Genomic DNA, 16304 nt, shown 5'->3' on the forward strand with positions numbered 1-16304 from the left:
GGCGGCACCGGCAAGCTGGTTTGGCCAAAGTGCCCTGTAAGCCGGGGCGCGGCACTAGAGTGTTACGCATGCTTTCTCAGACCGTCGCGGCGGGCCTTCGGGACGCCATCTCCCGGGGCGAGTACCAGCCGGGCCAGCAGCTTAGCGAGGTCAAGGTGGCCGCGTGCTTCGAGTGCTCCCGCAATACCCTGCGCGAGGCCTTCGCCCGGCTGACCGCGGAGCGGCTGGTGGATCGCATCCCCAACCGCGGGGTCTTCATCGCCACCCCGGATCGCGCTTATATCCAGGATCTTTTCCGCGCCCGCGCCGCCATCGAGCCCTCCGGAGTGCTCTGGGGCGACTTTTCCGACGCCGCGGCGCTGGTCGAGCTAACCGAGTCCGCCCGCGCTTTCGCCGCCAGCGGCGAGCACCAAGAGGTCTCCAACATCAACCAGCGCTTCCACAGGGCGCTGGTGGCCGCGCTCGGCTCGCCGACGCTGGACGAGCAGATGGGCAACCTGCTCGCGCGCATGCGCCTGACCTTCCTGTTGGTCATCCCCCGCTACCCGCTGCTGCACGCCGATCACATCGACGGCAACGTGGAGCTCGCAGGCCTTATCGCCCGCGGCGAGCGCCGCGCGGCCGCCGATCTCTCCCACGCGACGCTGCGCGCGACCTGCGACAAGATTTTAGCTGTGGTTTAAAGCCGCGATTTAGGGCACCTGGTAGCCCAGATCGCGGGCGTCGGTGACCAGCATCTGCCCCGGCGCGTGGGTAATGGCCAGGCTGGGCGCAGAGTTCATCACCACCGCCTGCGGCGTGACCCCGCAGGCCCAGAAGACCGGGATGTAGCCGGCCGGCAGGTTGATGGCCTCGCCGAAATCGGGATCTCCCAGGCTATCGATGCCAATCGCCGCCGGATCCCCCACGTGCACCGGCGCCCCGTGGACGCCGGGATAGCGCGAGGTAATCCGCACGGCATCGGCTACCTGGGAGGCCTTGATGGGCCGCATGGAGACCACCAGCGGCCCGCTAAAGATCCCGGCCGGCGTGGTGGCGATATTCGTGCGGTACATGGCCACGTTCTTGCCCTGGGCGATGTGGGGGATTTCTACGCCGTTGTCCAGCAGTGCGGTCTCGAAGGTGAAGGAACAGCCGATGAGGAAGCTAACCATGTCCGGGGTGTAGAAGGAGGTGGCATCGGCAGTCTCCTGCGTCAGCTCGCCGTTCACAAAGACGCGGTAGCCCGGGATGTCGGTGCGGATGTCCCCGCCGGCAAGCAGGTCCGAGGAGTGCTGGCCGGCCTCCAGCACGCCCACGATGGGGCACGCCTTGGGGTTGCGCTGAGCAAACAGCAGGAAATCGAAGGCGTATTCTTGGGGCACAGCCAGCAGGTTGGCCTGCATATAGCCGCGGGCCAGCCCCGAGGTCGTCGGCAGCGGGTGGTGTCGGGCGAAGGCGCGCACCTCCGCCGGGGTCGAGTTCGGGTTGAGGTTCTGGGTGCGATCCGATGCCATGGGGCGGCCTTCCTAAGTTGTTTTCCTTGACGCTGGTTGTTGCGGTCCGGAGTTCCCTGTTCTGAGGTCTAGGACCAGAGGGCGGCGATGCCGCTGAAGGCCATCACGCCGATGAAGATGGTCAGGAACCAGGCGAGGACGCCCAGGACCAGCAGCCAGGTCGGGTACTTGTAACCCTGCAGCAGGTCGCGGCGGCGCCAGGCCACCCACATCACGATGGCGAAGCCAATGGGCAGGATGAGACCATTGATGGCGCCGGCGAAGATCAGCAGGGTCTGCGGGGCGGAATTCAGGACTACGAAGGCCACGGCGCACACGGCGATGAAAGCAACGGTGGCGAAGTTACGGGTTTTGTCGCTGGACTGCTGGGAGGTCACGAAGGACACGGAGGTATAGGCCGCGCCGATGACCGAGGACAGACCGGCCGCGAATAGGACCACACCGAAGGCGCGGAGGCCGAATTCGCCGGCGGCGTGCTGGAAGGTATCGGCAGCAGTGTTGTCCTCAGACAGGGTCACGCCGGTGGCCACCACGCCCAGGACGGCCAGGAAGAGCAGCACGCGCATGATGCCGGTGATGATGATGCCGGAGACCGAGGTGTAGGTGATGCTCTTGACGTTCTCCACGCCAGAGTAGCCGGTGTCAATCAGGCGGTGCGCGCCGGCGAAGGTGATGTAGCCGCCCACGGTGCCGCCGATGATGGTGGTGATGACAAACGGGTCGATGGTCTCCGGGGCCACGGTGTTTTTGAGGGCCTCGCCCAGCGGGGGCTGGGAGACGATCGCGACATAGAGCATGAGCAGGATCATGATGGCACCAAGCGCGGCCACCAGCCGGTCCAGGGCCATGCCGGCGCGCTTGGACAGGAAGATGAAGATGGCGATGGCGGAGGCGATGAGGCCGCCCCAGCGGGCGTCCAGGCCCAGCATGGCGTTCATGCCCAAGCCGGCGCCGGCGATATTGCCGATGTTAAAGACCAAGCCGCCGAAGAAGACGAAGGCGGCCAGCACCCAGCCGAGCCCCGGCAGGACCGTGTTGGCCAAGGTGTTGGCGCGCATGCCGGACACGCACAGCACGCGCCAGACGTTGAGCTGGATAGCGATGTCCACGAGGATCGACACCGCAATAGCGAACGCGAAGGCCGCGCCCATCTGGACGGTGAAGACAGAGGTCTGGGTCAAAAAGCCCGGGCCGATGGCGGAGGTCGCCATGAGGAACATGGCGCCGGCCATGGCGCCGATCCCCTTCGAGGCCGGAGACTTCTTCTTGGCGCCCGAGGGGGAAGCTGCGGCATCGGCAGCCGGTTGGATGGTGCCGGTGGCCTGGGCGGGGCTCTGGTTGTCGGCCGGGCTGGCGCTCTGATTGCTGTGGGCGGGCCCCTGGTTGGAGTCCCGGCCTGGGTCAGAGCCGGCATGAGAAGTGGATTCGGGTGTCTGTGCACTCATTGCTTTCCCTCCGCGATATAGGTCACACGGGTTTGTGATGCACATCATCTTAGGGGGTTGTTGAACAATATGTAAAGGCGAACCCCACCCTCCTAGCCCCGTGGGCATCGTGGGTACCCCGGGGAACGGTCCCGGATGCCGGTACGGTTTACTATTAGGCATGGAACCCGTCGATCTCGCCACACTGGTAGGTACAGAATCACGTACTTACCGATCGCGAAAGGTCACCCCGCAAATGCACAACGCGCCGGTGCACGTGGCCATCGCCATGTGGGACGTCCCCTGGAAGTCCGCCGCGGAGGGCAAGCTCAACGGGTGGGTCATCGCCGTGGACGCCAAACCCGGCCCGCGCTTCGTGCGCACCGGGCGGACCACGGAGGAAGACACCGTGGGGCCGGTGATGCGCGACCTCAACGACGCCATCAGCGGCATCCGCAGCTTCAACGGCGCCAAGAAGAAGGTCTGGTGCAACGTCGGCCGCCGCCGCGGGGCGTTGCGCCTGGAGCTGGAGAAGCAAGGCTACCTGGTCACGGGCAGTTTCTCCGAATACAACCGCGCCTGCCCGCGGGCCAGCAAGCTGCGCACCGTCGAGGAGACCAAGGCCAAGCGCGAGGGCAAGCGCAACGGCCAGTCCCCCAAGCGCAAGCCCACTCCCCCGCCCGCCACGGAGGCCCACTGGTGGCCGCAGTTCTCCGACTTTTCTCACGCTAAGGATGCCACCCCCACCCGCATCGCCACCGATGCCTCCTCCGACACCAACATCAAGGGCGCGTCCTGTTTCGTCGCCAGCAACGGCGACTACCAGCTGCTCACCCGCCGGACGAAGGCCTCCACGGATGAGCTAGAGCTCGAGGCCCTCACCCTCGCTCTGAAGTACCTCGCGCACACCGATGCCACCGACGTCCTCATCGAAAGCGACAGCCAGGCCGCCCTGCGCGCCGTCGATTACATCACCGGCCAGGGCAAGCTCGGCAAGCGCTGGCGCGGCATCCATCCGGGCGCACTCTCCCGCTTCCAACAGGCCTGGAAGGACAACCAGGGGCAGCGCAGCATCACCTTCCGGCGCGTCATGGGCCACTCCGGCGACCCGCTCAACCGCGCCTCCGACAAGATCGCCATCATGGGGCTGCGCGCCATCGCCTACCGCCAGAAGGAGGTCCGGAACACCCTGGCGGAGGGCATCGAAAAGGCCCTGCAGGAAGCCGCGAAGGACGCCCACAAGCGGGCGGCGTCGCGCCTGCCCGAGTCGGTCACGCGGGGTACTGGTGGCTCTGGCGCAGGTTCTAGGTCTGGGTCTCGGTCTGGAGCTGGCTCAGGCTCCGGTGCTGGGTCTGGCTCTGGCGCGCGAATTAAGCGGCGTCGGGGCGGGCGCCGCGGGGGCCGTCGTCGCGGTGGGCGCCGGCGCGGAAGTCCGGACTCGGGTTCTGGCGCCTAGTTTTTTGGGGGCTGGTTCTGGGGCCTAGTTTTTGGGAGCCAGGTTTTGGGGGACTGCTTGGACCCGTTCGGGGTTAGTCGGGGCGGCCCTCGAGGCGGTGCCGGAGACGTCGCCAAGCGATGCGCAGCGCGGAATGCGGCGTCGCGGCGAGCTCGCGGGCATAGTTATGTAGTTTGTGGCCGTGCGGGGTCGGGGCGGCGACCGTGTGGATGGGGATTTTGAGGTGCCAGGCCCAGAGTCGGGTGCGCAAGATGTGGAAGTTGCTGGTGACGACGGTCATCGTTGAGCCCGGGGGCAGCAAGCGTGCGGAGTTTTCGAGGTTTTCGTTCGTGCTGGTTGCCAGGGGCTCCAGGAGGATGCGCTCTGGATTGATGCCTCGAGCGGTGAGGTAGTTGTGCATCGGTAGCGCTTCCCCGTGCCCGCTGACCACGATGGGGGCGTCAGGGTGCGCTTGAGCGAGGCGGGCAGCGGTGGCGAGGCGGGCGCGCAGCAGCGGTTCGGGGCGGCCGGCGGTGGTGCGCGAGCCAAGGACGACGATGGGGGCCGTCGGATCAAGCGTTGGTCGCCGGGAGGCTTTTCCGCCATCGTCTCTGAACATAAGAATAAGGATACTTGATAGTATTGACCGCCCTGTTCGACGCCGGAGATGCCTATTTCTGTCAGAGGTTACCCCCGTTTTGCTAACAATGTAACCATCTAGAACAAAGTTTTGCTTGAGGGGTTGCGTGGGGTGGTTGGTTAAATAGGATTGAAGTCGTCAGGAACAAAGGTTCGAGCACCTCAAGGGGGTGAAGATCATGACCGAAGCAACTCAATCCATTGCCGAATGCGTAGCCGAAATCGAACAGGCATACTCCCGCCTGCACGCCGCTGTCACGGAGGTGGACTCGGTGTACTTTGGTGAGATCTACCCTTATTTCGAGAAGCTCGCTGCCCTCTCCGGCACCATCACTACTATCGATGCCGCCTTTGCGTTCATCGCCGAACGCGACGACGCTGGCCGCCACGTCAACTCCACGCGGGTGATGGACTACCTTATGAACCGGCTGGGGCTGTCCTACGGGGAGGCGAAGGACCGGCTCCGCAACGGGCAGACCATCTTCGGGACCGCTCCCCTATCGGAGCCGCCGCTACAGGATCCGCTGGAGGATGCTGCAGATTCTGGGGAAACTGGGGATTCCACGGAGGATGCTCACGCAGCAGAAGAACGCCGGAAGCAGGCCGAGGAGCGCCGCAGGAAGGCCGAGGAAGAGGCGCGTCTCCGCAGGGAGCGCGAGGAACAGGCCCGCACTGAGGCGCAGCGCAAGCTGCGGGAGAAGGAAGCTCTCCGTGGCCGCTACCTGGCCATCATTGACCGCGAGCTCAAGCACCTCAACGCCCACGCCACCCCGGGGCCGAACGAACTGCGTAACAAGGCCATCGACGAGGCGAAGAAGCGGAACCTCAAGGACTTCGCCCAGTGGCTGCGCCGCGAGGTCCGTGCGGCGAATGCTCGCAGCCGGGATCCCTTCGGCAACCGGGACCGGTTTGCCGCCACCCGCAAGCGTCATTTGGAGTTCAGCCCCGCGGACGCCGACGGTGGCGTGCACGTGAGCGGTTACCTGGACGGCGCCACCGCGGCGCTGATGAGCCAGGCGTTTGCGCCCGCCACGCGTCCGGGCACCCCGGACCTGCCGCCGGAGGAAGACAAGCGTAACTACCGCCAGCGGATGGCGGACCAGTTCACCGCAATTCTGCAGGAGTACCTCGGCTCGCGCGAGAAGGCGCACCCCGGCTTGGGCTCGATCATCATCTCCGGCACGGTCGATGACTTCGAGAACCTCAAGGCGGATTCCCTGCTGCCGACCAACACCGGGCACTCGCTGACCCCGCTGGACATTATCCGGCTCGGGGCCGCGGCTAGTGATTACCTCTGCATCATGGACTGCGAGGACTTCCAGCCGCTGGCGTTGGGGCGCTCGAAGCGCACGGCGAGCTTCATGCAGAAGCTGGCGCTGATTGCCTCCGAGCTGGTGTGTTCCCACCCCGGGTGCGACCGAGCCGCCAATGCTTGCGATGTCCACCATCTGCAGGCCTGGTACTACGGCGGGGTCACAGACATACACAATCTGACGTTGTTATGCCGCTCCCATCACGTCAATAACAACGACAGACAAGATGGCAGAGGAAACATGGGCCACGCGGCCAGGGATCCGAGAAGTGGAAGGGTCGGGTTCGTCAGACCTGGAAGTAGCGACGTCGAATGCAATGAATCAGTCGCCGCCCAAGAGGCCGCCGGATATAAGCTCCGACGGCAAACCGCGGCCGCTAGTTAAAGCGGCCTAGTTAAAACTAGGTAGTGAATGCCGGTAGCGGATACTGGTAGTGCATACCAGCTGTGAATATCGGTAGTGGATCCTGCCCGCGGCTAGGTCAGTGAGATCCGTGCTAGTCACCCAGCAGTTTCCGGCGGAGGTTTGTGTCCTTTTCCTCCACGGAATCTGCCATGTCCTGCTGGTATTTGCTCATCTTCTCGATCAGCTGGGGATCGCCCGCGCCCAGGATCCGAACCGCCAAGAGGCCGGCGTTCTTGGCACCCCCGATGGAGACGGTGGCGACCGGGACCCCGCCCGGCATCTGGACGATGGACAGCAAGGAATCCAGCCCGTCGAGCTCCTTCAAGGCCCGCGGGATACCGATGACCGGCAGCGGGGTGGCTGCAGCGACCATGCCCGGCAAGTGGGCCGCCCCGCCGGCACAGGCGATGATGGCCTGCAAGCCGCGGGCGTGAGCCTGCTTGGCGTAAGCGAGCATCTTTTCCGGAGTGCGGTGGGCGGAGACGACGCCGACTTCGAAGGGGACACCAAATTCGGCCAGCACCTGGGCGGCCGGTTCGACGGTGGGCCAGTCGGAATCGGATCCCATGATGATGCCGACGCGGGCCTGGGTGTTCTCTGGGGTAGCAGTCATGCTGTGGGGCACTCCTTCGGTGGGTTTCGGGTTCTGGGTCTGGGGCTGGGTTCTGGAGTCAGGTCCTGGGCTGGGGTGAAGATACGCGGGGCCCGAGGAAGCTGCCGGGCCCCGGTGGGCTAGTCGTCCCAGCGGGCGTTGACCAGGAAACCAGCCGCCAGGCGGGCTTCGTGCCGGGTCTGCTCCGCGTCCTGGCCGGTCAGGTTGACGTGGCCAATCTTGCGGCCCGGACGGTGGCCCTTACCGTAGAGGTGGATCTTGGCCTGCGGGAAGCGGCGGTGGACCTCGACGGCGCGCTGGGCCATCGGCATCTCCGGTTCCTCCTCGGCGCCCAGGACGTTGGCCATCACGGTGACCGGGGCAGTCGGGGTGGTCGACCCGAGCGGGTAGTCGAGGACGGCCCGCAGGTGCTGCTCGAACTGGGAGGTCACGCAGCCATCCTGGGTCCAGTGGCCGGTGTTGTGGGGGCGCATCGCCAGTTCGTTGATGGCGACATCCTCCTCGCCGGCATCGTTGGTAAAGGCGAAGAGCTCGACCGCCAGGACGCCGGTGACGCCGAGCGACTCGGCGACCAAGACTCCGAGCTGGGAGGCGCGGGACTCGAGGGCGGAGCTTAGCCCGGGGGCCGGGGCGACCGCCTCGGAACAGATGCCGTCGCGCTGGACCGACTCGGTGATCGGCCAGGAGGCGGTCTGCCCCGACGGGGTGCGCGCCACCAGGGCGGAAAGCTCGCGGGTCAGGGCGACCTTCTTTTCCGCCATCAGCGGGGTGCCGGCGTCGAGGAGCTCGCTGACCAGGTTGACCAGCTCCTCCTCGGTGGAAGGAAACCAAACCCCCTTGCCGTCGTAGCCGCCGCGGCGGGCCTTCAGACAGACCTGGCCGGAGGTGGCGGACCAGAAGGAGGTGGCATCGTCGGTGCTGGTGATCTCGGCGAACTCCGGGACCGGGGCGCCGAGCTCCCGCAGGCGGCGGCGCATGACGAGCTTATCCTGCGCGTTGACCAGGGCGGACGGCACCGGCTGCACGTTGTAGCCGGCCTCGATGAGGGCCTCCAAGTGCTTGTTCGGGACGTGCTCGTGGTCGAAGGTGACCGCGTCCGCGCCCTCGACGGCCCGCAACAGGTCGTCGTAATCGGTGTAGTCGCCCACCACCACGTCGGCGCAGACCTGCGCGGCCGACGAATCAGGGCTGCCCGCCAGCAGGCGCAGCGACTGCCCCAGCTCGATGGCGGCGGTCTGCATCATCCGCGCCAGCTGACCGTCACCGATGACGGTGACCACTGGCATACCGGGGGCATGGGCTTGGGGATTTCCAGCTTGTTCACTCACGTTTTCAATCCTAGCGCGGCGCCGGCGGCTCGCGCGTCACCCCAGGAAACCGGGCATGACGGTACCCCAATTTTCTAGTAGCGGGCTGGGGTTGCTCCGGCCTGGGGTTGCTCCGGGCGGGGGTTAGTTCCCGGAAGGGGTTGGCTGCTGGCCACTAGCGCCAGATAGGAGACCGCAGCGCTCGCAGCTGATCCCCGATGGCCGCCTCGACCTTCTTGGTCTTCGGCACGTCCGGGAAGTACAGCGCCTGGTCGTAGCCGCGGATCGCCAGCGAAATCCCGCCCCGGCGACGCCGCGCCCCCACGATGTCGCGCAGCGGAATCGAATCCGGCCGGCCACCCAGCCGGGCCGCCCGGGCGATAACCCGCCGGTCCGTGACGATGAAACGCTTCCGGCGAGAACGGATGACCGGCAGCACGAAGCGCCACACGCTGAGCACGCCCCACAGCACGACCAGCGCGTTGCGCAGGCGCAGATCCGCCCCCTGCGCGTCCAGCCAGCCGATGGCTATCCAGCACACCCCTGTAATCAGGATGAGCTCCAGCAGCGGGAAGACGAGCGTGCGGAAAGGCGCGGTCACGTCGACCCGCTTGGCCTCACCGGGCCCCATCGTCATATATCCCATAGCGCCCTAAAGCTTACCCGGGATGCCATCGGCGGCGAAGGGGCGGTGGAGGTTTCTAGCGCTGCGGCCGCAGGTGGGTCACGTCGCCGGCCGAGTAGTACTCGCCGCCGACGTTGATGCGGCCGTCGTCGGCTACTCCCTCGACGATGCCCTCCACATCACCCGTCGGCGCCTCCAAGCGCACCTCCTGCCCAATCGACGAGCACACCGCGCGGTAGTCCCGCATCAGCTGCGGATCCTGGTTCTGCCACTGCGCGATGCGGCGGCGCAGGTTGGTCAGCAGGTCAATCGCCAGCTGGGTGCGGTCCGTATCGCGGCCCTCCAGCGCTAGCGATGTCGCCTTCTCAATCGGCAGCTCCTCCCGGGTCAGGGTGAGATTCAGGCCTATGCCCAGCACGACGCGGGCGCTCGGGGAGGCACCGGCCTCGGGTTTGGGGGCTGCTTCGGCCTTAGGGGCGACCTCGGCCTTGTTCAGCTCGGCCTTGTTGATCTCAGCCTTATACAGCTCAGCCTTATTCAGCTCAGCCTTGTTCAGCTCACCGGTGGCCTTGCCGGACTTGAACTCGCCGCCCTTGAACTCGCCGGGCTTGAAACCGCCCGACTTGAAGGCAGCGCCGACCGGGCCGGCCTCGGCGAGGATTCCGCAGAGCTTGTTGCCGTCGATGTGGACATCGTTCGGCCACTTCAGGACGGATCCCTCGACGGTGTCGGTCACCGCCAGGCCGCCCGCCAGGGGTAGGGAGCCCAGGTGCTCGAGGGAATCCGGGAGCAGCAAGACCGAGAAGATGAGCTGCTTGCCGGCCGGGGCGACCCACTTGCGGCCCAGACGGCCCTTGCCGCTGACCTGCTCGTTGGCGAGGAGGACGGTGCCGTCGGCGACATCGTTAGCCCCCATCAGATCCGTGTTCGTGGATCCCGTCTGTTCCTTGTAGTCAACGGTGCTGTAAAGGCCGGACAGTGCGGCGCGGACGCGGTCCAGGTCCAGTTCGTTGCTGTTTCGCTCAGTCATAACCCGAACAATACCCGCCGGGCCCACCTGCCCTGTGGGTGCGAGTGGTGCCGGGCCCGCTACCCCCGGCGTGGGGCAAGAACCCAAAAAACTATTTTTCCGGACGTTGGTGAATATAACCTGGAATACACCTACTGTTTCCCGAAAGGTAAATCACTATGATGCAGTCACCTTCCCGGCGCGCCGTGCGCAACGGCGTCATCGCCAGCACCGCCGCCCTCGCCCTGGCGCTTTCCGCGTGCAGCTCCGACTCCGGCAGCTCCAACGCCGACGGCTCCGCCACCGAGAATACCGAAGGCCGTGGCCCCATCACCTTCGCCATGGGCAAGAACGACACGGACAAGATCCAGCCCATCATCGAGAAGTGGAACGAGGAGCACCCCGAGGAGAAAGTCACCCTCGAAGAGCTCGCCGGTGAGGCCGACGCCCAGCGGGAGACCCTCGTACAGTCCCTGCAGGCCGGCAACTCCGACTACGACGTGATGGCCCTCGACGTCGTCTGGACCGCCGACTTCGCCGCCAACCAGTGGCTGGCCCCACTGACCGAGGACTTGGCCGTCAACACCGACGGCCTGCTGCCGGCCACCGTCGAGTCCGCCACCTACAACGACACCCTCTACGCCCTGCCGCAGAACACCAACGGCCAGCTGCTCTACCGCAACACGGAGCTCGCCCCCGAGGAGGTCTCCATCTTCGACGATGTCAAGTCCGCCTGCGAGGCGCTCAAGGACGACACCGACTGCCTGACCACCCAGCTCAAGCAGTACGAGGGTCTGACCGTCAACACCGTCGGATTCATCGAGGGCTGGGGCGGCAAGGTCATGGCCGACGACGGCACCATCACCGTCGACTCCGCCGAGGCCAAGGAGGGCCTGCAGGCCCTGGTCGACGCCTACGCGGACGGCACCATCTCCCCGGACTCGACCGCCGCCACCGAGGAGGAGACCAACCTGGCGTTCACCGAGGGCAAGTCTGCCTTCGCCATCAACTGGCCGTACATGTACACCAACGCCGAGGAATCCCCGGAGACCCAGGGCAAGTTCGAGGTCCAGCCGCTGGTCGCCAAGGACGGCGTGGGCGTGTCCACCCTGGGCGGCTACAACAACGGCATCAACATCAACTCCGAGTACAAGGCCACGGCCCGCGACTTCATCGAGTACATCATCAACGAAGAAAACCAGACCTCCTTCGCGGAAGCCTCCTTCCCGCCGGTGCTGGCCGCCATCTACGATGACCCGGAGCTCATCGAGAAGTTCCCCTACCTGCCGGCCCTGAAGGAGTCCCTGGAGGCCGCCTCCCCGCGTCCGGTCTCCCCGTTCTACTCCGCCATCTCCAAGGCAATCCAGGACAACGCCTACGCCGCCATCACCGACGGCAAGAGCGTTGACGACGCCACCAAGGACATGAAGGCCGCCATCGAGTCAGCCTCCCAGGCCTAGAACGTCCCGACCTAAGGCCCACCCCGGTCCGGCCCGACACCGACCTAGCGAACGATGCCCTTCCCGTGCGGCGAGGTGGCATCGTTCGCTTTTGTATGAACACGGTGAGTTTCGAGGCTGCATCGGGGCCGTGCGTTATGATCAGTGCCATCCTCGGTGCAAACCATCGCACGCCGCACAGCAGCGGTAAGCACATAACACCACAGCAAGCATCAGAAAGGCCATGCGCGTGACCGAGAAAACCGCCCACTGGCGCCACCCCGCGCCCAAGTCTCGGGCCTGGGTGCCCGCCGGGCTCATCGCGCCCGCGATCATCGTGCTGGCGATCGTGATCGGCTACCCGGTCATCCGGGCCATCATCCTGTCGTTCAAGGGTAACCGGCAGCTCGACCCGACCACCGGACTCTTCGTCGAGGGCCAGTTCGCCGGGCTGGACAACTACCTGTACTGGATCACCAACCAGTGCATGTCACCGTCCGGCGTGGCTGCCACCTGCCCGCCCGGGGTTATCGCGACCGACTTCTGGCCGGCCGTGCAGATCACGCTGTTTTTCACCGTCGTGACCGTGACCTTGGAGACCATCCTGGGCATGGCCATGGCACTTATCATGAACGGCAACTACCGCGGCCGCGGCTTCGTGCGCGCCGCCGTCCTCATCCCCTGGGCCATCCCCACCGCCGTGACCGCCAAGCTGTGGCAGTTCATGTTCGCCCCGCAGGGCGTGGTCAACTCGCTGCTCGGCACCGACATCGCCTGGACTACCGACCCCTTCTACGCCCGCCTGGCCGTCATCATCGCCGATGTGTGGAAGACCTCCCCGTTCATGGCCCTGCTCATCCTCGCCGGCCTGCAGATGATCCCGAAGGACGTCTACGAGGCCGCCCGCATGGACGGCGCCAGCCGCCTCCAGATTTTTACCCGGATCACCCTGCCGCTGGTCCGGCCGGCCCTGATGGTGGCCATCCTCTTCCGCACCCTCGACGCGCTGCGCATGTACGACCTGCCAGTCATCATGATTTCCAGCTCCTCGAACTCGCCTACCGCCACCATCTCCCAGCTGGTCGTCGAGGACATGCGCCAGGGCAATTTCAACTCCGCCTCCGCGCTGTCGACCCTGATCTTCCTGCTCATCTTCTTCGTCGCCTTCATCCTCATCCGCTTCCTGGGCGCCAACATCGCCGGCACCGCCCGGGAGCCCCGCAAACGTCGGGCACGGCGCGGGCTGTCTCGGGGCGAGAAAGGCCCGAGTGAGTCCGCGGGCGAGGAAGCCGGGGCATCAGCAGTGCCTGCTTCTGCTTTACCCGCCTCTGCTGTGCCTGCCTCTGCCAAGTCCACGAAGGAGGCCAAGTAATGAAATCGCGCATCTCCTGGGGAGCCGTGGGCCACTTCGCCGGCATCCTCTTCATCACCTTCTGGGGGCTGGCCCCCTTCTACTGGATGGTCGTGACCGCCCTGAGGCATAAGGACCACACCTTTGACACGACCCCGTGGCCGACCCACCTGACCCTGGACAACTTCCGGGACGCCCTGGCCACCGATAAGGGCAACGACTTCCTCGGCGCCCTGACCAACTCGCTGGTCATTTCCCTGGTCACCACCGCCCTGGCCGTGCTGGTGGGCGTGTTCACCGCCTACGCCCTGGCGCGCTACGAGTTCCCGGGCAAGGGGATCGTCACCGGCGTCATCCTGGCGGCCTCCATGTTCCCGGCCATCGCGCTGGTCACCCCGCTCTTCCAGCTCTTCGGGGACCTGGACTGGATCGGTACCTACCGGGCCATGATCATCCCGAACATCTCCTTCGCCCTCCCGCTGACCATCTACACCCTGCTCAGCTTTTTTAGGCAGCTGCCCTGGGAGCTGGAGGAGGCCGCCCGCGTCGACGGCGCCACCAAGGCGCAGGCCTTCCGCAAGATCCTGCTGCCCCTGGCCGCCCCGGCCCTGTTCACCACGGCCATCATCGCGTTCATCACCACCTGGAACGAGTTCATGCTGGCCCGCCAGCTCTCCTCCACCGACACCGAACCGGTCACCGTGGCCATCGCACGCTTCTCCGGGCCCTCGGCCTTCGAGTACCCGTACGCGGCCACCATGGCCGCCGGCGCCCTGGTGACCATCCCGCTCATCATCATGGTCCTAATCTTCCAGCACCGGATCGTCGCCGGCCTGACCGCCGGCGGAGTCAAAGGCTAGACGCCGCATGCGCTACGCCCTCCTCTGGGACACGGCCCTAGGGTTTTGCGGCTTCTTCGCCGCCCTGGCTCTCATCCAGGCCGTGGTCAACCTCTTCCGCCCCGAACCGGTCCTCTGGCCCGGCCTTCTGGCCGGGGTGTTGTGCCTGGCGCTGTACGGGATCTACCGTGCCAAGCGCGCGCACCTGGCCCGGATCGGACCGAGCGGGCAGCCGCGCACCCCTGCCCACAACACGGCGCCCCAAAACGCCGCGCCCCGTAACACCCTTCCCCAAAAGAAAGACCGAGCATGAGCTGGTACCACAACGCCGTTTTCTATCAAGCCCTGGTGCACGCCTTTAAAGACGGCAAGGGAGATGGCATCGGCACGCTGAGTGGCGTGACGGAAAAGCTGGACTACCTGCAGTGGCTGGGCATCGATTGCTTGTGGCTGCCACCCTTCTACGCCTCCCCGCTGCGCGACGACGGCTACGACATCGCCGACTACTACGAGGTCAACCCGGTCTACGGCAGCATGGTCGACGTCGAGGAGCTCATCGCCGCCATCCACGCCCGCGGCATGCGTATCATCACCGACTTGGCGCTGAACCACACCTCCTCCGATCACCGCTGGTTCCAGGCCTCCCGGCAGGACGCAGACGGGCCCTACGGCGACTACTACGTCTGGGGCAACGACCCGAACCGCTACCCGGAAATCCGCGTCATCTTCACCGACGTCGAGGAGTCCAACTGGGCGTGGGATCCGGTGCGCGAACAGTACTACTTCCACCGCTTCTACTCCCACCAGCCGGATCTCAACTACGACAACCCGGCGGTGCGCGAGGAGGTCAAAAACGTCATCCGCTTCTGGCTGGGCAAGGGCATCGACGGCTTCCGTCTGGACGCCATCCCCTACCTTTACGAGCGCGACGGGCTGGGCGGCGAGTCCCTGCCGGAGACCATCGCCTTCATCGAGGAGATCCGCGCGCTTATCGATGCCGAGTTCCCCGGCGCCGTCATGATCGCCGAGGCCAACCAGCCGCCGGCCGAAACGCGCGAGTTCTTCGGCGCCGGCAACCGCTTCCACATGGTCTTCAACTTCCCCGTCATGCCGCACCTCTACCAGGCGCTGGCGTTGAACTCGGCCACCCCGGTCTACGAGATCATGGACGAGCTCGGTTCCCTGCCTGCCAGCTGCCAGTGGGGCACTTTCCTGCGCAACCACGACGAGCTGACCCTGGAGATGGTCGACGAGTCCGTGCGCGAACAGATGTACGCGGCCTACCTGCCGGACGATGCCATGCGGGCCCACCTGGGCATCGCCCGCCGGCTGATGCCGCTGATGGGCGGCGACCGCCGCAAGGTGGAGCTGATGTTTTCGCTCCTGTTCACCCTGCCCGGCGCCCCATTTATCTACTACGGCGACGAGATCGGGATGCTGGACAACCCGGCCCTGCCCGACCGCCACGCCGTGCGCACCCCGATGCAGTGGGACGAGACCGAGCACGCCGGCTTCAGCACCCGCGCCCCGCAGCGCTGGGCCGTAGTCGGCGGGGCCTCCGTGGCCGCGCAGGCCAACAACGAGGACTCGCTGCTGCACACGGTGCGCCGCATGATCGCCGCCCGGCACGCCCACCCCGAGCTGGGCACGGCTGAGTTCGAAGCAGTCGAGACCGGCCACGAGGCGGTCCTGGGCTTCCAGCGCGGCGGGCTGCTGTGCCTGCACAACTTCTCCGCCGATCCGGTGGATCTGGGACCGGTCGATCTGGGCCCCTACGGCTACAGCTGGCTGCCGGTCGAAGACTTGAGCTAGCGCTAGCCCCAGTCCGGGGCATCGCCTAGCCGCAGCTCGGAGTACTTCGCCTCCGGGGCGCTGGCCTGGTAGGGCTTGCCGGTCGGCTCCCAGACCTGGTCGGCGCTGCAGCGCACGTCTTGGGCGTCGACGTCGAGCATCGTAAAGCCCCAGACCAGCTGGCCCTGCGACTGCGGCGGCAGGGTGTACGGGCCGACCTTCTGCTTCAGCTTCCAGTGCTGCTCAGAGACGTAGTTGAAGCCGTAGGTCTGGGTCAGCACCTTGGCCAGCTCGCCCTCGCCGGTAACCCCGGCGCTGACCTCGATGGTCTGGGTACGCGCCTGGGTCACAGTGTGGCTGACCGGCACGGGGCCATCGGTGTTGTTGGCCACGCTGGTGGCATCGGTCTGCTTGAACCAGCGCCGCTGCGCCGTGACGTAGGTGCCCGTGAAGCCGGGCGTCGCGCAGTGCGACCCCGGGGCGTAGTCATCGTTCCAGCGCTGCGGCAGCTCGAAATCCGCCGCCGGGGAGAGCGCGCTTGCAGATGCCGGGTAGCCCAGCGCCACCACCACCGGCAGGCACAGCGCCGCGAGTCCGGCGCGCCGCTTTCCCGCCATG

The 16304-nt window shown here is 66.1% G+C and carries 16 protein-coding genes; 8 read left to right on the plus strand and 8 right to left on the minus strand.

Going from position 1 to position 16304, the window contains the following annotated elements; genetic code table 11:
* The first annotated feature begins 68 nt into the window (after positions 1 to 68).
* Positions 69 to 683, plus strand: a complete 615-nt coding sequence (locus tag QQS52_RS01875; protein WP_472772332.1) for a GntR family transcriptional regulator — start codon at positions 69 to 71, stop codon at positions 681 to 683.
* A gap of 9 nt (positions 684 to 692) precedes the next feature.
* On the opposite strand, the gene QQS52_RS01880 is transcribed toward QQS52_RS01875, so the two are convergent.
* Both QQS52_RS01880 and QQS52_RS01885 read right to left on the minus strand, forming a co-directional pair.
* Entirely contained in the window at positions 693 to 1496 is an 804-nt protein-coding gene (locus tag QQS52_RS01880; RefSeq protein ID WP_472772333.1) for a putative hydro-lyase, read from the minus strand.
* A gap of 68 nt (positions 1497 to 1564) precedes the next feature.
* The gene (locus QQS52_RS01885; protein WP_472772540.1) at positions 1565 to 2728 is read right to left on the minus strand and encodes an NRAMP family divalent metal transporter; all 1164 of its coding nucleotides are present in this window, start codon (positions 2726 to 2728) and stop codon (positions 1565 to 1567) included.
* 448 nt (positions 2729 to 3176) lie between these two features.
* Between QQS52_RS01885 and QQS52_RS01890 the strand changes: the two genes are divergently transcribed.
* Entirely contained in the window at positions 3177 to 4376 is a 1200-nt protein-coding gene (locus QQS52_RS01890; RefSeq protein ID WP_472772334.1) for an RNase H family protein, read from the plus strand.
* A gap of 73 nt (positions 4377 to 4449) precedes the next feature.
* Here the strand turns inward: QQS52_RS01890 and QQS52_RS01895 are convergent, their stop codons facing one another.
* Entirely contained in the window at positions 4450 to 4974 is a 525-nt protein-coding gene (locus QQS52_RS01895) for a YdcF family protein (RefSeq protein WP_472772335.1), read from the minus strand.
* Positions 4975 to 5173: 199 nt separating this feature from the next.
* On the opposite strand from QQS52_RS01895, the gene QQS52_RS01900 reads away from it, so the two are divergent.
* On the plus strand, positions 5174 to 6691 hold the full coding sequence (locus tag QQS52_RS01900) for an HNH endonuclease signature motif containing protein (protein ID WP_472772336.1): 1518 nt from the start codon (positions 5174 to 5176) through the stop codon (positions 6689 to 6691).
* A 112-nt stretch (positions 6692 to 6803) separates the two neighbouring features.
* Here the strand turns inward: QQS52_RS01900 and purE are convergent, their stop codons facing one another.
* The 4 genes from purE to QQS52_RS01920 all read right to left on the minus strand — a co-directional run bounded on the left by purE (position 6804) and on the right by QQS52_RS01920 (position 10287).
* Positions 6804 to 7325, minus strand: coding sequence for a 5-(carboxyamino)imidazole ribonucleotide mutase (purE, locus tag QQS52_RS01905; protein ID WP_472772337.1), 522 nt, complete (start codon positions 7323 to 7325; stop codon positions 6804 to 6806).
* Between the two features lie 119 nt (positions 7326 to 7444).
* A complete protein-coding gene (locus QQS52_RS01910) occupies positions 7445 to 8653 on the minus strand; it encodes a 5-(carboxyamino)imidazole ribonucleotide synthase (RefSeq protein ID WP_472772338.1) in 1209 nt (402 codons plus the stop codon).
* A 154-nt stretch (positions 8654 to 8807) separates the two neighbouring features.
* A complete protein-coding gene (locus QQS52_RS01915) occupies positions 8808 to 9278 on the minus strand; it encodes a hypothetical protein (RefSeq protein ID WP_472772339.1) in 471 nt (156 codons plus the stop codon).
* Between the two features lie 55 nt (positions 9279 to 9333).
* Entirely contained in the window at positions 9334 to 10287 is a 954-nt protein-coding gene (locus tag QQS52_RS01920; RefSeq protein ID WP_472772340.1) for a biotin--[acetyl-CoA-carboxylase] ligase, read from the minus strand.
* A 161-nt stretch (positions 10288 to 10448) separates the two neighbouring features.
* On the opposite strand from QQS52_RS01920, the gene QQS52_RS01925 reads away from it, so the two are divergent.
* From QQS52_RS01925 to treS, 5 genes are all read left to right on the plus strand, one after another.
* Positions 10449 to 11726, plus strand: a complete 1278-nt coding sequence (locus QQS52_RS01925; RefSeq protein WP_472772541.1) for an ABC transporter substrate-binding protein — start codon at positions 10449 to 10451, stop codon at positions 11724 to 11726.
* Between the two features lie 223 nt (positions 11727 to 11949).
* Positions 11950 to 13077 carry a carbohydrate ABC transporter permease gene (locus QQS52_RS01930; RefSeq protein WP_472772341.1) on the plus strand — a complete coding sequence of 376 codons (1128 nt, stop codon included), beginning with the start codon at positions 11950 to 11952 and terminating at the stop codon, positions 13075 to 13077.
* Complete coding sequence (locus tag QQS52_RS01935; protein WP_472772342.1) at positions 13077 to 13916, plus strand: carbohydrate ABC transporter permease; 840 nt, start codon at positions 13077 to 13079, stop codon at positions 13914 to 13916. Before QQS52_RS01930 ends, QQS52_RS01935 begins: the two co-directional genes overlap by 1 nt.
* Before the next feature lie 7 nt (positions 13917 to 13923).
* Positions 13924 to 14208, plus strand: a complete 285-nt coding sequence (locus tag QQS52_RS01940) for a hypothetical protein (RefSeq protein WP_472772343.1) — start codon at positions 13924 to 13926, stop codon at positions 14206 to 14208.
* Positions 14205 to 15707 (plus strand): maltose alpha-D-glucosyltransferase, encoded by a 1503-nt coding sequence (gene treS, locus QQS52_RS01945; protein WP_472772344.1) that lies wholly within the window; start codon positions 14205 to 14207, stop codon positions 15705 to 15707. Before QQS52_RS01940 ends, treS begins: the two co-directional genes overlap by 4 nt.
* Before the next feature lie 2 nt (positions 15708 to 15709).
* Here the strand turns inward: treS and QQS52_RS01950 are convergent, their stop codons facing one another.
* Entirely contained in the window at positions 15710 to 16303 is a 594-nt protein-coding gene (locus QQS52_RS01950; RefSeq protein ID WP_472772345.1) for a hypothetical protein, read from the minus strand.
* Position 16304 lies beyond the last annotated feature (1 nt).

The organism is Corynebacterium sp. 1103A (assembly GCF_055700955.1).

Coding starts and splice junctions, on each gene's coding strand:
- QQS52_RS01895 (WP_472772335.1), bottom strand. CDS start 4,974: ATGTTCAGAGACGATGGCGGAAAAGCCTCCCGGCGACCAACGCTTGAT.
- QQS52_RS01925 (WP_472772541.1), top strand. CDS start 10,449: ATGCAGTCACCTTCCCGGCGCGCCGTGCGCAACGGCGTCATCGCCAGC.
- QQS52_RS01900 (WP_472772336.1), top strand. CDS start 5,174: ATGACCGAAGCAACTCAATCCATTGCCGAATGCGTAGCCGAAATCGAA.
- QQS52_RS01915 (WP_472772339.1), bottom strand. CDS start 9,278: ATGGGATATATGACGATGGGGCCCGGTGAGGCCAAGCGGGTCGACGTG.
- QQS52_RS01940 (WP_472772343.1), top strand. CDS start 13,924: ATGCGCTACGCCCTCCTCTGGGACACGGCCCTAGGGTTTTGCGGCTTC.
- QQS52_RS01875 (WP_472772332.1), top strand. CDS start 69: ATGCTTTCTCAGACCGTCGCGGCGGGCCTTCGGGACGCCATCTCCCGG.
- QQS52_RS01890 (WP_472772334.1), top strand. CDS start 3,177: ATGCACAACGCGCCGGTGCACGTGGCCATCGCCATGTGGGACGTCCCC.
- QQS52_RS01935 (WP_472772342.1), top strand. CDS start 13,077: ATGAAATCGCGCATCTCCTGGGGAGCCGTGGGCCACTTCGCCGGCATC.
- QQS52_RS01920 (WP_472772340.1), bottom strand. CDS start 10,287: ATGACTGAGCGAAACAGCAACGAACTGGACCTGGACCGCGTCCGCGCC.
- QQS52_RS01885 (WP_472772540.1), bottom strand. CDS start 2,728: ATGGCCGGCGCCATGTTCCTCATGGCGACCTCCGCCATCGGCCCGGGC.
- QQS52_RS01950 (WP_472772345.1), bottom strand. CDS start 16,303: ATGGCGGGAAAGCGGCGCGCCGGACTCGCGGCGCTGTGCCTGCCGGTG.
- QQS52_RS01930 (WP_472772341.1), top strand. CDS start 11,950: ATGCGCGTGACCGAGAAAACCGCCCACTGGCGCCACCCCGCGCCCAAG.
- purE (WP_472772337.1), bottom strand. CDS start 7,325: ATGACTGCTACCCCAGAGAACACCCAGGCCCGCGTCGGCATCATCATG.
- QQS52_RS01880 (WP_472772333.1), bottom strand. CDS start 1,496: ATGGCATCGGATCGCACCCAGAACCTCAACCCGAACTCGACCCCGGCG.
- treS (WP_472772344.1), top strand. CDS start 14,205: ATGAGCTGGTACCACAACGCCGTTTTCTATCAAGCCCTGGTGCACGCC.